Origin of the sequence: Marinigracilibium pacificum (assembly GCF_012926615.1) — a bacterium.
Lineage (GTDB): Bacteria > Bacteroidota > Bacteroidia > Cytophagales > Cyclobacteriaceae > Mangrovivirga > Mangrovivirga pacifica.
The window spans coordinates 229,385-244,347 of the sequence record NZ_JABBNU010000008.1; the positions used below are offsets into that span (position 1 = coordinate 229,385).

Sequence of the window (14,963 nt, forward strand, 5' to 3'; positions counted from 1 at the left end):
CATTTACATTTTACCAGATACTCTTAAGTTCATATAGAGTTAGATTCTTAATTACATTTTCCTTTGAAATAACTCCAAATCTGTTCAATTCATTTTTAGAATAGAATAGTTCGGTAAAAGTAAACTCTCCATCATTAATAAATAATTCAATAGAGGACCTATCCTTGAATATCCTTATTGATTTGATTTTTACCGAATCAATTTCTGTATTTTGAATCCGGTTAAAATCTTTATTGAAATAATCAGCTTTTAAATTACTTCTATCAAGTCTAATAAAATTATCATCTATGGAAATTGAAAATACCTCACCATCATCATTATAAAACTTTATAGAAAATTGACTATTTAAACTATCCAGCAGCTCTATATTAATTTCACTTTCTGCAACCTTTAGTAAGTCAATTTCAGCAATGGAATCAATATTTATTTCCATTGTATTTACTCGCAGTTTTTGCAATTCCTTCACCGGAATATTTTTAACTCTTGCATTACCATTTTGATCTTCAAATAACTCTAAAGATCTTGGAATAGTCATAGCACTTCTCCATGGGTGCGTTGGCACTTCTTGTCCATATAACCAATTACTCATCCACCCTATAAATAAGGTTCGATCATCCGGATTATTAGACCAGGTTACTCCTGCATAATTATCTCTACCGTAATCGAGCCAAAGTGTATCCGTTTGATCACTTGTAAATGCTTTGCCATCAAACTCACCTACGAAATATTGTGTACCTGACCCACCCCAAGGCGCACCTGGATTAATACTTACAAAAAGTACCCATTTAGTTTCTCCATTAATCTCAAGAGGAATCAAATCAGGGCATTCCCAAACTCCTTCATGGGATCCTGATTCATTTCCAAACTCACCTTCCAAAGACCAGTCAATAAGGTTTTTGGAGGAGTAAAATCGAATATGATCTTTTACAGCAAGACTCATTACCCACTTCTTGCCAGGTTCATACCACATTACTTTTGGATCTCGAAAATCGATTATGCCAGGATTATTAAGTACTGGATTTTCATTATACTTTGTCCAACTTCTCCCTTTATTAAGACTAAATGCTATTCCCTGGGTCTGATAAGTTATACTACCGGTATCTGCTGCCTTCGCATCATGATAGGTATAAATAGCCACAAGAGGTGGATTATCCATAGTTCCTAACCCTGAAGAATTATTCTTGTCAAATACAGCGCTTCCCGAAAAAATATAACCCAAATCGTCCGGGTACAAAGCAATAGGCAAGTTTTCCCAATGTACCAGATCTCTGCTTACTGCATGCCCCCAATGCATGGGTCCCCAAACGGTACTGTCTGGATAATATTGATAAAATAAATGATACTCTCCATTGAGATAAACCATACCATTGGGATCGTTCATCCAGTTAGCAGGCGGAGAAAAATGAAACTGCGGTCTGTATTGCTCGGAATAAAGTATTATTGTGTCTTCAATTAAACCAAGAGTGTCAGCCTGTTCATCAGTTTTCTGTGGATTACAACCTACTAACACTATCAAAACTGTGGCAAAAATCAAATGTTTCATCATGGCTTTTCCGAGATTAATTGTTCTATTTCTGCCTGAGATATTTTTGGAGTGGCCCCTTCTTTCGAAGCAACAATAGCCCCGACTGCGCATGCATATTTTAGTTTTTCCATAGGTGATTTACCTTCAATTGTCTTAGCTAAATAGGTGGCTAAAAATGAATCCCCACTTCCTATGGTATCAGCAACAATGACTTTAAATCCTGAATGCTCATAAATCTGTCCCTCTTCATATAAAATAGCACCTCTTGCACCCCGGGTTACTACCATTGTTTTAAAGTTGAATTTTTTTATAAACTTTCGAATCAAATCTCTTTTAGTAGTAATATCAAAAAACCAACTTCCAATCTCTATCAATTCTTCATCATTCATCTTTACCATATCAGCCTGATTTAGTAATGTTTCAATGGTATCACAGAAAAAATAAGGACTTCGTAGGTTAACATCAAATATTTTATACGCCTGTGAATCCAGCAACCGGGTAAGAGTAACATAAGAAACAGGATTTCTCGATGCCAGACTTCCGAATACGAAATATTTTGACAAAAATACTTCTTGTGCAAACTCATCATAATATTCAATAAAATCCCAGGCTACAGGCTCATTTATTAAATATTTTACATTTTCAGGATTGGATATATCTGCTTTGACAGTTCCAGTTGGATACTTTCTATCATATTGAATAAATTCAATTAAAACACCCGTGTCTTTAATGTAGTCTACAATGTTTCTACCTAATTTGTCATCTCCTACCTTACTGATTATTGCAGAACTTACACCTTGTTGCCTTAAATGTATTGCCACATTCATCGGAGCACCACCAGGATTAGTACCTGTTGGCAACATATCCCAAAGAACTTCACCAAAACAAACCACTAATTCAGTCATGTCCTAAGTTATTTTAACAGTACTATTTTCTTCAGCAAACTCTGCAGAAATCTCTTCCAAAGACCTCCCTTTTGTTTCTGGCATCATTTTCCACACATATAATAATTGTAGAACCATCATGAAAGCAAAAAACAGAAATATAGACGATGCTTCAAATACACTAACAAAATATGGAAATGTATTTGCTATTATTGCAGCCAGGATCCAATGAATAAAACTTCCGAACGATTGCCCAACGGCACGAATATCATTAGGGAATATTTCTGAAATAAAAACCCAGATAACAGCTCCCTGAGACATTGCAAAAAACGATATATAGGCAAATAAATATACTGGTAATAAACTAAACTTTTCTATATAGAAGGAATAGGCAACCAGCGATAATGACACTATCAATCCAAACGAACCTATATACATTAATTTCTTTCTACCTACCCTGTCAATAAAATACATTCCAAGCAGAGTAAAAATGAGATTCATAAATCCAATTCCGGCAGTTGACAACAATGCGGAACTACCACTGGCACCTGTCAAATTAAATATTCGTGGTGCATAATATATAATCGCATTTATTCCTGAGAATTGATTAAAGAAGGCAAATAGAAATACCAACATGAACTGAAAATTATATTGGCCATCAAACGCCTTTCTGATGCCTGAGGCATTTTCAGATCCAGCTGATTGTCTTATCGACATTATAGCTTGATCAACACTTTCAGGAGCTATTATTTCAAGGACTTTTCGTGCCTCCTCTTCGTTGTGTTTTTTAATTATTAGCCACCTGGGACTCCTGGGAACCCGTATTACCATAGTAAGAAAAAAAAGTGCCGGAACTGCCTCCACTCCTAACATCCATCTCCATGAATTTACACTTACACCATCTAAAAAATAATTAGATACATAGGCAATTAAAATCCCCAGTACTACATTAAACTGAAATAACGCTACTAACTGGCCTCTTTTATTCGCTGGTGAGATTTCAGATATATACATTGGGGCAACTACTGAAGATGTTCCAACGCCGATTCCACCAATAAACCTGAAAAACATAAATAAATACTGATCAGTTGCCAATGCAGAACCAAGGGCTGAAATCAAATACAGGGCAGCTACCCAGATTAATGTCCTTTTTCGTCCTAGTTTATCTGAAGGAATACCTCCAAACAACGCACCTATGACAGTACCGTAAAGAGCAATTGCAATGGCTAATCCATGATTGAAATCATCCAGATTCCACACATTTTGTATGGCTTGTTCTGCACCAGATATAACTGCTGTGTCAAACCCAAAAAGGAAACCTCCAAGTGCGACGGTAATCGACCAAAGTAAAATTTTATGGCTGCTCATATATCAGAACTATCTGATTTATATACATATTAACTTATTAATTGATAAATAAAAAGGGTAATGGGTCATATATAAATTGGGCAATTCTAATCGAGCTTAATAGGCTTTTCTATTTTAAGACCAAAAGAATTTACAAATTGACTATTTGGAATGCTGGTTGAATTAAAATAGCTTTAGTTTTACAATTATTTTTTAATAGAAGTACTTGATATAAATGAAAAATATCTGTTTGATAGCAATTTTCTTTTTAATAGGCACAATACCAGCATTTGCTTACGAACAGGATAGTACCCTAATAAAGCTTGACTCTGTTCTTAAACACAAGGAGGTCTTTGAAAATGAAAGGCTTGAAACAATAAAAAGTCTTAAGCAGCGGTTAAATGCAAGCCCCGGAACAAGCAATGAAATAAAGTTTGGACTCTACAATCAACTATATAAAAACTATAGGAGTTTTATTTATGATTCAGCTTTCATTTATGCTCAAAAAATGATTGATCTGGGATATGAGATGAATGATTCATCAAAAATAGGGCATGCAAAAAATCAACTAGGCTTTATTTTGTTGTCTTCAGGAATGTTTAAAGAAACTTTTGATACCCTAAAAACTGTTAGTGTTTCTCATTTAAACGATTCAAGTAAAATAGAATATTACGCACTAATGGCCAGAGCGCTATATGATCTTTGTGACTATAACCATGATCAATTTTATTGTGACTTTTATACTGAAGATGCTAACAAATATATTGACTTCGCTGCAAACCTGGCAAAACCAGACTCATATCAATATTTGTATTTAAATGGGCTTAAATCATTAAGATCACAAGACCTTGAAACTTCCATTAATTATTTGAATAAACTTTTTGAAGGAACTGTCACACTAACTGATCATCAGTCTGCCATATCTTTTTCTACTCTCGGTTATGAATATCTTATTTTAGGCGATTCTGCAAAAGCAATCACCCTATTGGCAAAAGCCAGTATTGCCGACGTGAGTTCGGCTGTCAAGGAAACTTCTGCTTTAACAACTCTTGCAAGACTTTTATATGCCAGAGGAGATATTGAAAAAGCTTATAACTATATTAATCATTCAATGGATGATGCTACTTTTTATGGTGCCAGACAACGAATAAATGAAGTAGGAAATGTTCTTCCAATTATTGCTTCAGCCAGACTTAATACGGTTGAAGGCGAAAAGAAATCTTTACTTAATTATTCTATTGGTTTAACAATTCTATCTATCCTCACAATTGTGTTTGCAATATTAACTTTTGTTCAAGCCAAAAGAATTAAGAATAAGGATCAGGTAATTCAGGCTAACCTTAATGAATTAAAAGATAAAAATGAAGAACTCATTGAGGCAAATAAAATTAAAGATGAATATCTAGGCTACTATTTTAGTATTAATTCAGAATACATTGCCAAACTTGAAAAACTTAAAGATTCTATTGGTAGAAAGCTTAGCACAAACAAAACCGGAGACATTCAATACATTGTAAATAGAATCGATTTAAAAAAAGAACGGGAAGAACTTTATGTAAGTTTTGATAAAGTGTTCTTAAAGCTTTTTCCGGAATTCATAAACGAGTTCAATGCACTCTTTGAACCAAAAGATCAAACCAAAGTTGAAGACGATCAATTATTGAATACTGAATTAAGAATTTTTGCCTTAATAAGAATGGGGATAACAGACAGTGACAAACTTGCCAATATCCTTGGGTATTCTGTTAACACCATTTATGCTTATAAAAACAGAATCAAGAATAAATCAATAGTTCCAAATGAAGAGTTTGAGAAAAGAATCATGGCTATCAAATCTTCATAAATAATGTTACACGGTTAAATAATTCATTCCCTACCCCATCTAAAACAGGGCAAAACTCATAATAATCGTCAATATAATTTCTATATTTTCAATTCTATTAAATCCAAATAACTAGCTGTCTTACAGGTTTTTACAAAATATTACAGCCTGATATTTTCTATATTTAAGATATACTTTTTCATTTTCAATAGTTGTTAAAGCTCCTTTGTATAGTGTGATCGGATAAATGTTTACCCAATCGTTTAGCTGATCAATACCCAATAAACTTTAACGAAAAACTGTTGTGAAAATACTTTTTAAGATCTTGCTTTTAGGAGCATTATTATGGTCGTGCTCTACGCCCGAATCAGTTAATTCTCCAGACGGAAAAATTCAAGTCCTATTCAATATCAATGATGGTATACCGTATTATAGTGTTAAAAGAAATGATGAGCTCTTAATTGACAATTCAAAGCTTGGATTTAAACTTAAGAATGCAAATGACCTGTCTAATAATTTTGAAATTTCAAAAATAGAAAGGGATTGTGTTAACGAAACCTGGACTCAACCTTGGGGAGAAGTTAAAAACATCAGTAATCATTATAATTCCCTTGTAATTACTCTTCGTGAAAAATCTGATGATCAACGCATAATCAAACTAAATTTTAGAGCTTATAACGATGGAGTAGGTTTCAGATATGAAATTCCTGAACAGCCAAACCTTGATTCCATTATAATAGATGATGAGTTAACAGAGTTTAACTTTATAAAAAACTTTAAATCCTGGTGGATCCCTGCTTATGGAGATGACGTTGATTCTGAACACCTTTTCAAATCTAATTCTCTAAACGATCTAAAAGAAACTGTCCATACTCCACTAACAATGGAATATGGTGATGACCTGTTTCTAAGTATTCATGAAGCAGCTTTGGTCAACTATTCAGCAATGACCCTCACATCACAGGGTACAAAACTTAAATGCGAATTAGTACCATGGTCTACAGGCGAAAAAGTAAGAACATCTGCTCCTATGGTCACTCCATGGAGAACCATTCAAATAGCAGAAAGTGCAGGAGATTTAATTACTTCCTACCTTATTTTAAACCTCAACGAACCAAGTAAAATCGAAAACCTTTCATGGGTTAACCCAGGTAAATACAATGGAATCTGGTGGGGCATGCATTTAGGTCATCAAACATGGAACTTAGGCCCGAATCATGGAGCTACAACTGAAAATGTAAAAGAGCTAATCGATTTTGCTGCTGAAAACAACATGAAGGGAGTACTAGTTGAAGGCTGGAATCAGGGCTGGGAAGACTGGAACTTTAATTTCACTACACCATATGAGGACTTCGATATTAAATGGCTAACAGAATATGCCCGTTCAAAAGGTGTTTCAATTATCGGACACCATGAAACAGGTGGAAATATTGACAACTACGAAGCACAATTAACGGATGCTTTTGAATACTACCACAACCTGGGTATCCATGCTGTAAAAACAGGTTATGTTACAAAAAAACCTAATGGAAAGGAATGGCATCAAGGACAATACATGGTTAATCACCAAAACAAAGTATTGGAACTGGCGGCAAAATATCAAATCATGCTCGATGTTCACGAACCGGTGAAAGGAACAGGGCTAAGAAGAACCTATCCAAATATGATGACTCAGGAAGGCGCCAGAGGTACTGAGTATGATGCCTGGAGTGAAGGAAACCCTCCTGAACACACTGTAATATTACCATTTACAAGATGTCTTGCAGGACCAATGGATTATACACCTGGTATTTTTGATATCCTGATCGAGGAAAAGCCAGAAAATCGTGTGCACTCAACACTAGCAAAACAACTTTCTTTATATGTAACCATCTACAGTCCATTGCAAATGGTAACTGACCTGCCGGAAAATTATAAAAATCATCCAGCCTTCCAGTTTATCCGTGACGTTCCGACCGATTGGGAAAAATCAATTGTCTTGAATGGACAGATAGGAGACTATGTAACAATTGTAAGAAAAGATAGAAACAGCGATGACTGGTACTTAGGAAGCTCAACAGATGAAAATTCACGATCATTTGATGTTGATCTTAACTTTTTACTTCCAGACAAAAAATATCTGGCTCAGATTTATGCTGATGCAGAAGATACTAATCTGGAAACAAACCCAACATCCTACATTATAAAACAAGACACAGTTACATCTAATAATTCATTACCTATCCGATTAGCTGGTGGCGGCGGTCAGGCAATTCGTTTTCATTTGCTTGATTAAGAAATTCATGAAATACCCAAAACTTAAATAAATATGATTAAACACCTAAATCACAAACTATGGTATCTTTTGCTGGTCTGGCTTTGTACCACGCTGACTTCTGCAAATGTATACGCACAAACTGTTTCCGGAACAGTAACTGATTCTGAAACAGGAGAAACTCTTCCCGGAGCAACCATACTTGTTCAGGGAACTGACAAAGGAACTGTTACCGACGCAAACGGTAAATATTCGCTACCCTTACCTGATGGTCAGCATACATTGCATATATCATTTGTAGGATATATCTCACAGCAAATCCAGATTCAGGGAAGAAGCAAAATTGACGTTTCTCTTCAACTAGATATCTCTTCATTAAGTGAAGTGGTCGTAGTTGGTTATGGTACTCAAAAGAAAAAAGATGTTACTGGTGCTGTTTCAAGCATCGATAGTAAAGATCTTAACCAGGGAGCAATAACAAACCCTCTACAGCAAATTTCGGGTAAAGCTGCCGGTGTTAATATAAATCAGATAGGCAGCGAACCAGGATCTTCACCAAATGTCAGAATCAGGGGTATAACCTCGTTAATCGGAGGAAATGACCCACTAGTTGTTGTTGATGGTATCCAGGGAAACATGGATCTGTTAAATCAGGTTCCACCTTCAGAAATTGAATCCATTGACATCCTTAAAGATGCATCAGCCACAGCAATTTATGGTTCAAGAGGTGCTCCAGGTGTTATTATAATTACAACAAAATCATCGAAAGAAGGAAAAACAAGTGTAGAATACAGCGCAACGGCTTCTATGGACTTCCTTGCTAATAAACTTGACATATTTTCTGCTGATCAGTGGAGAGAACAAGCTGACCTTTGGGGTGTTCCCGTATCTGCTGACCATGGTTCTGATACAGACTGGTATGACCTGTTAACTCAAACCGGAAACACTCAAAATCATACTATTTCTTTTGGAGGAGGTTCTTCAAACTTTAATTATAGAGCCTCGGTATCTGCAATTTTACAGGATGGTGTAGTAATAAATAGTAGTAATGATAACTATATCGCAAGAATTCAAGCTACCCAAAGAGCATTAGACGATAAACTTACTTTGACTATCAATCTAAACAATAGTATTAGAAAAAATATTGGTAGCCCTGGTTCTGTCGGAAGAGCTTCATTCACTTCAAACCTGATCACTAATACATATGTATCAAAGCCTACTGATCCGGTTTTATTCTCTGACGGAAGCTATTATTTTGATGAAAATGTGTTCCAATACATCAATCCATATGCTGTTGCGGAAACTATCGTAAACGAAAGCGAAACACACACTCAATTTGGTAGTCTTAAGGCTGATCTTGAACTGATCGAAGGACTAACCCTTGGGTGGTTTGGTAGCTGGAGAAAGGTTGATAACAACTCAGGATATTTTGCTCCTTCAAGTTCAACAATTCCTTTTGCAGTAGACAATGATGGTGTGGCTAATGTAAACACCAATTTGACTGATGAAAAATTGATGGACATCAGTATCAATTATAAAAAGTCTATTGATGATCATTCATTCAACATTCTTGGTGTATATGAGTGGCAAGGACAAGTATATCAAGGTCACTTTGCTCAGGCTAAAGGATTTATAAACGATATTACTACATATAATGCCCTTCAATTAGGATCAATTGACAAAGTTTTACCTGGAGATATTTCTTCATATAAGAATGACAGAAAGTTGGTTTCATTCCTTGGAAGATTGAACTACACCTATGCTGATAAATACATATTCACTGCCAGTGTTCGTAGAGATGGTTCGTCTGTTTTTGGTGCAGACCACAAATGGGGAACCTTTCCATCAGCATCTTTGGCATGGATCCTTAGCAATGAAAATTTCATTGGTGACAAGGCTTTAATTTCAAACTTAAAATTGCGTGTCGGTTACGGTGTTACCGGTAACCAGCAAGGACTTTACCCTCAACAATCTCTACAGTTAGTAGGCTACGGAGGCACAACATATTTTGGTGGTGAGTTGATCAACAACTATGTAGTAACTCAAAATGCGAATAGCAACTTGAGATGGGAAACAAGATACCAAACCAACGTAGGTATTGATTTCGGGTTCTTTGACGACAAGCTGACCGGTACTATCGATGCTTATTCAGCAGTAACTAAAAACTTACTCTTTAATTATACAGTTCCACAACCACCTTATCCTTATGATCAGATTACGGCAAATGTTGGTAGTCTAAAAAATGAAGGGATTGAATTCTCTCTTTTCTACAACATGAAACCAAGCAGTGATCTGTCTATAACTCTTGGTGGAAACTTCACCTTAATGAGAAATGAAGTATTGGAGCTAGGTGGAAATATCAACGGTATAAATGTTGAAACTGACTATGTAAGCTGGGGATACAACTCATTCCTTGTGGAAGGTCAACCTATCGGCTCTTATTACATCTTACAAAATGATGGTAAGGATGCTGATACTAATGAAGAACTTGTTGCCGACTTGAATGGAGATGGAATTATTGATCAAAGCAGCCGAAGCGAAGATCGCTATTATGCAGGAAACGCACTTCCTACATACACATTCGCCTTTACTCCATCATTAAAATATAAAAACTTTGATCTTTCCATGGTTTGGAGAGGTTCGGGAGGAAATAAAATCTACAACAAAATTAATAAGGATTTCAGCTTATTTGAAAACCTTGGGAAATCAAATATGCTTTCAAGCTCAACTGATCTGGGTTTATATACCACAAAATATGAATCAGATCTGTGGTTAGAAGATGGGAGCTTTGTACGATTTGAAAACCTGACTGTCGGATACACTTTCGATACACAGAATATCAAATATGTCAATTCACTTAGACTTTCACTAACTGGAAACAACCTGTTGCTTTTCACAAAATATACTGGTCTTGATCCTGAATTGAATCTTTCAGGAGGTAACGGCTCAGGTTATGATGCCGGAATGTACCCAAGAACAAGAAGTGTAGCATTGGGATTAAATGTTTCCTTTTAATCAAAACTGAATAGACAAATGAAAAAATTATATATAACATCCATATTAGCTTCAATTCTGGTATTTAGCTGTACTGATATTGAAGAAAATGTATACGATAAATACTCTGCAAATGACTTCTATGGTTCCGAAGAAGGTTCTAATGCTGCATTAGCGAGTGTATATGCTCAATTGCCTGGAAACTGGAACGGTGTAGGATATGCCGGTGCTGACAGAGGCTGGTATGACCTAAATAGTATGTCGAGCGATGAACAGGTTATCCCCCATCGAAATACTGGTGATTGGGAACTTGATTTCGCCCGTCTGTATAAACGAGAGTGGTTACCTAGTGATGGGTTTATTTCAAATACCTGGAATTGGTTATACCGTTCGATATTCCTGGCTAACCTGGCTATCGAACAATTGGAGGGAGCTAACGCTGAAGCATCTAAAATCGCTGAAGCTCATGTATTAAGAGCATTTTACTATTATTTGTTGATTGATGATTTTGGTGATGTTCCATTTTACACTGAAAATAACCTCGCTGTAGATCAAATTCCTCAGGAAAGCAGGGAATATATATTTAATTTTCTGGTAGAAGAACTAAACAATTATGTTGAAGATCTGAGCCCTTCAAAAGGTGGTGATTACTATGGCAGGTTTAATAAATGGGCAGGATATGCATTACTTGCCAAACTTTATCTGAACGCTGAAGTATATACCGGCACACCAATGTATACCGAATGTCTTGAAGTTTGTAATAAAATTGATGAAGGTGGATTTTCATTACACTCAAGCGCAGAGGACAGTAATTTACCTTTAGGATCAAAATACTACGAACTATTTGGAGATATAGCACCTGATGATGAAACCATACTTGCAATTTATACAACTGTTGATGTCGTTGGAAGAAATATATTCTCAATCAGAAGCCTTGGAGGTACTGATGGCACCCTTTTAGTTGGATATGGAGCATGGAATGGTTCAGTTGTTCCTAAAGATTTCGTTGAAAAATTCGATGACAATGACATCAGAAAAAGGCAATTCCGATATGGTGCTGATCCTTACGGTCCAAAGCCTGCAGGATTTATTAATTACTCTTTAGATATAGACAACCTTGATAACCCGGGTGCAGATCGAAATGCAGGTGCAAGGAACCTGAAGTTCTGGCCGGTAGAACCAATGAATAGTGGTGGAGCATCAAACGATTTCCCAATTTATCGCTACGCAGATATCTTATTAATGAAAGCTGAGTGTCTGGTTAGAACAAATAATGCCAGTGCCGCTAAGCCTTTCATTGATCAGGTTAGAGAACGTGCAGGACTTAATGCTTTGGCGTCAGAACCTACACTTGAAGACATCTATAATGAAAGAGGTTTTGAATTGGCATGGGAAGGACACCGTCGTCAGGATATGATCAGGTTTGGAACATTTACAGAAACCCATGGTCTAGCTCCTGCTGTTGACGATCATTTCTTGCTTTTCCCAATTCCAACTTCGGCTTTGAATGCCAATTCCAATTTAGTTCAAAACCCAGGTTATTAAACTGACTTAACATGAAAAAACTATTAAAATATATACCCGTACTAATCATTTCCATTGTGTTCAGTGGCTGTAATGATGATCCGGAATTAACAGTACTTCAACCGGTGTCTTTTTCATCTGAAATTACGGCAACACCAAACAGTATTCTAATCTCCGAGCCTGATACTAGTAACATTTTACTTACTGTAGATTGGCCAGCTGTAGACTACCACAGAGATGTACCTGTAACTTATTCTATTCAGATAACAACTCCTGGAGATACCGCTTTATGGAATAATGCATGGGAAAAAATAGTAGGTGATGACATCCTGACGGCCGGATTGACAGGAAAAGAACTAAATACAATTGCTATAGAAAAATTTGGTATCGCTCCGGAAGAATCTGGCATTCTTGCTATTAGAGTAAAATCTTATGTTGATAGAGCTGCATTTTCTCAGCCTGTTACTTTTGAAGTAACTCCGTATGAGGTGATTACCAGCTATCCAAGCTTATACATTGCAGGTGATTTTCAAGGTTGGAATATCTCTAATGCTGCAACTATTGTATCAGTTGAAGATAACGGAATCTATGAGGGATATTTATACCTGCCTGAAGGTGGTACTAATGAATTTAAAGTCTATGCTCAACCAGACTGGGCACCTGTTTCTTATGGTGATGGCGGTAATGGAACTGTGATAGAAGCAAATTATGCCGGAGGAAACTTCATAGCTCCTTCTTCAGGTTACTATTTATTTTCTGTTGACCTCAACACAATGACCTACCTGTTAATTAAAACAGAATGGGGAATCATTGGTGCTGCAACTCCATCTGGTTGGGATGCTGATACCGATCTTACTTACGATGAAAACTCTCAGTCATGGAAGGTAACAGCTGATATGATTGCTAATGGATCATTCAAATTCAGAGCTAATGATGGGTGGCAGATAGATTTTGGTATTGACGAGGAAGGTAATTTAGCTTATGCTAATCACCCATGGTTAGATTATGTGGAACAACCTCACCTGACTGTCCCTGAAGATGGAAACTATACAATTACCCTGGACCTCCATATTCCAGGAAAATATACATACAGTATAGTAAAGAATTAAAATATAAAGCTAGCTGCAATAGGTTTTTGGTTTTTGCAGCTAGCTAAATTTTCGTGCAGATTGAACAAAATTATATGATACGAATATCTCAAAATATCAAGGCTGTTTTGGCTGGTCAGACTATCAAATTTCTCCTTATTTCAATAGTGATATTAGGTTCATGTAAAGAGGAAAGAGTAAAATTTGATACTAAACATCCTATTACTGATGATGAGCCTGAGCAGTATGGCATTCCTTTTGGCAATGTTCCCGAGACCTCAGACATATTAATGTATGAGATTAATCTTCAGGCATTTAGTGCTGAAGGAAATATTGTGGGTGCTCAAAAGAGACTTGATTCATTGAAAAACCTTGGGGTAAATGTGATCTGGCTAATGCCGATTTACCCAATCGGAGAAGAAAAAGGTGTAGGTTCTCCGTATGCTGTAAAAGATTATAAATCTGTAAATGCCAGATTTGGAGATTTGGATATCCTGAGAGAATTCGTAACTGAAGCTCATAACCGGGATATGGCTGTGATTTTAGATTGGGTAGCCAATCATACTTCCTGGGATAATGACTGGATTCAAACCAGATCATGGTATACTCAAGATGCGTCAGGAAATATTCTAACTCCAAATGAATCATGGACTGATGTTGCTGACTTGAATTTTAACAATGAAGCGATGAGAAAAGAAATGATCAAAGCCATGAAATATTGGGTGCTAGAGGCAAATATTGACGGTTATAGGTGTGATTATGCCGATGGCGTGCCACTGGATTTCTGGAAACAGGCAATTGATACACTAAGAAATATTCCTGAAAGAGACATAATCATGTTTGCTGAAGGAAGTGACAAAAACCTTTTAAATAGTGGTTTTGATATGATTTTCGGTTGGAATTTCTATTTCAACCTACTAGAATCATTTGAAGTAAGCTTAGACATAAATAGTATCATATCTACAAATTCATCAGACTACCAGGGTATTCCTCAAGGAGATCATATTGTCAGATGGATTACCAATCATGACCAAAATGCATGGGAAACTACTCCAGAAGCTGCATTTAATGGACAGGAAGGTGCGTTAGCTGCTTATGTAGTTACTTCTTATATGGGCGGAGTTCCATTAATGTATAATGGTCAGGAAGTAGGTTGCCCGATTCAACTTGGTTTTTTCAGTTCAAGTACTGAAAAAATAAACTGGAATATTAATCCGGGTATTTTATCTCAGTATAAGAAAATAAACAACTTCAGGAATAATAGTGAAGCTGTAAAAACAGGTTCACTTCAGTCATTTAACTTAAATGATAAAGCTCTCGGAATGCTGAAAACTAAAAATGGTGACGAAGTTGCAGTGTTGGTAAACCTCAGTAGTGAACAATTCACGGCTAGTCTTCCGGTTGAAATTTCAAATAAAACATGGACAAACATTATTAGCTTAGAGCAAATTGAAACTACTGAAACTATCAAACTTGCTCCATATGAATACATGATATTGGATTAATCTCACTTAATATTTTAGGA

General features: G+C 36.2%; 9 protein-coding genes. 6 read left to right on the top strand and 3 right to left on the bottom strand.

Annotated elements, in window-relative coordinates:
- Positions 1-10: 10 nt before the first annotated feature.
- Genes HH304_RS14055 through HH304_RS14065 form a run of 3 tightly spaced genes read right to left on the bottom strand, consistent with a single transcriptional unit; the run spans position 11 to position 3,777 of the window.
- The gene (locus HH304_RS14055; RefSeq protein WP_271711624.1) at positions 11-1,546 is read right to left on the bottom strand and encodes a glycoside hydrolase family 32 protein; all 1,536 of its coding nucleotides are present in this window, start codon (positions 1,544-1,546) and stop codon (positions 11-13) included.
- Positions 1,543-2,430: a carbohydrate kinase family protein gene (locus tag HH304_RS14060; protein WP_169682720.1), complete on the bottom strand. Its 888-nt coding sequence runs from the start codon at positions 2,428-2,430 to the stop codon at positions 1,543-1,545. Before HH304_RS14060 ends, HH304_RS14055 begins: the two co-directional genes overlap by 4 nt.
- Before the next feature lie 3 nt (positions 2,431-2,433).
- The gene (locus tag HH304_RS14065) at positions 2,434-3,777 is read right to left on the bottom strand and encodes a sugar porter family MFS transporter (RefSeq protein WP_169682722.1); all 1,344 of its coding nucleotides are present in this window, start codon (positions 3,775-3,777) and stop codon (positions 2,434-2,436) included.
- A gap of 214 nt (positions 3,778-3,991) precedes the next feature.
- Between HH304_RS14065 and HH304_RS14070 the strand changes: the two genes are divergently transcribed.
- The 6 genes from HH304_RS14070 to HH304_RS14095 all read left to right on the top strand — a co-directional run bounded on the left by HH304_RS14070 (position 3,992) and on the right by HH304_RS14095 (position 14,943).
- Entirely contained in the window at positions 3,992-5,599 is a 1,608-nt protein-coding gene (locus HH304_RS14070) for a DUF6377 domain-containing protein (RefSeq protein ID WP_169682724.1), read from the top strand.
- A 283-nt stretch (positions 5,600-5,882) separates the two neighbouring features.
- Complete coding sequence (locus HH304_RS14075; protein WP_169682726.1) at positions 5,883-7,853, top strand: glycoside hydrolase family 97 protein; 1,971 nt, start codon at positions 5,883-5,885, stop codon at positions 7,851-7,853.
- 33 nt (positions 7,854-7,886) lie between these two features.
- Positions 7,887-10,847 (top strand): SusC/RagA family TonB-linked outer membrane protein, encoded by a 2,961-nt coding sequence (locus HH304_RS14080; RefSeq protein WP_169682728.1) that lies wholly within the window; start codon positions 7,887-7,889, stop codon positions 10,845-10,847.
- An 18-nt stretch (positions 10,848-10,865) separates the two neighbouring features.
- Complete coding sequence (locus HH304_RS14085) at positions 10,866-12,371, top strand: RagB/SusD family nutrient uptake outer membrane protein (RefSeq protein ID WP_169682730.1); 1,506 nt, start codon at positions 10,866-10,868, stop codon at positions 12,369-12,371.
- Positions 12,372-12,382: 11 nt separating this feature from the next.
- Positions 12,383-13,459 carry a SusE domain-containing protein gene (locus HH304_RS14090; protein ID WP_169682732.1) on the top strand — a complete coding sequence of 359 codons (1,077 nt, stop codon included), beginning with the start codon at positions 12,383-12,385 and terminating at the stop codon, positions 13,457-13,459.
- 74 nt (positions 13,460-13,533) lie between these two features.
- Positions 13,534-14,943, top strand: coding sequence for an alpha-amylase family glycosyl hydrolase (locus tag HH304_RS14095; protein WP_169682734.1), 1,410 nt, complete (start codon positions 13,534-13,536; stop codon positions 14,941-14,943).
- Positions 14,944-14,963 lie beyond the last annotated feature (20 nt).

Coding starts and splice junctions, on each gene's coding strand:
- HH304_RS14055 (WP_271711624.1), bottom strand. CDS start 1,546: ATGATGAAACATTTGATTTTTGCCACAGTTTTGATAGTGTTAGTAGGT.
- HH304_RS14060 (WP_169682720.1), bottom strand. CDS start 2,430: ATGACTGAATTAGTGGTTTGTTTTGGTGAAGTTCTTTGGGATATGTTG.
- HH304_RS14080 (WP_169682728.1), top strand. CDS start 7,887: ATGATTAAACACCTAAATCACAAACTATGGTATCTTTTGCTGGTCTGG.
- HH304_RS14095 (WP_169682734.1), top strand. CDS start 13,534: ATGATACGAATATCTCAAAATATCAAGGCTGTTTTGGCTGGTCAGACT.
- HH304_RS14085 (WP_169682730.1), top strand. CDS start 10,866: ATGAAAAAATTATATATAACATCCATATTAGCTTCAATTCTGGTATTT.
- HH304_RS14070 (WP_169682724.1), top strand. CDS start 3,992: ATGAAAAATATCTGTTTGATAGCAATTTTCTTTTTAATAGGCACAATA.
- HH304_RS14090 (WP_169682732.1), top strand. CDS start 12,383: ATGAAAAAACTATTAAAATATATACCCGTACTAATCATTTCCATTGTG.
- HH304_RS14065 (WP_169682722.1), bottom strand. CDS start 3,777: ATGAGCAGCCATAAAATTTTACTTTGGTCGATTACCGTCGCACTTGGA.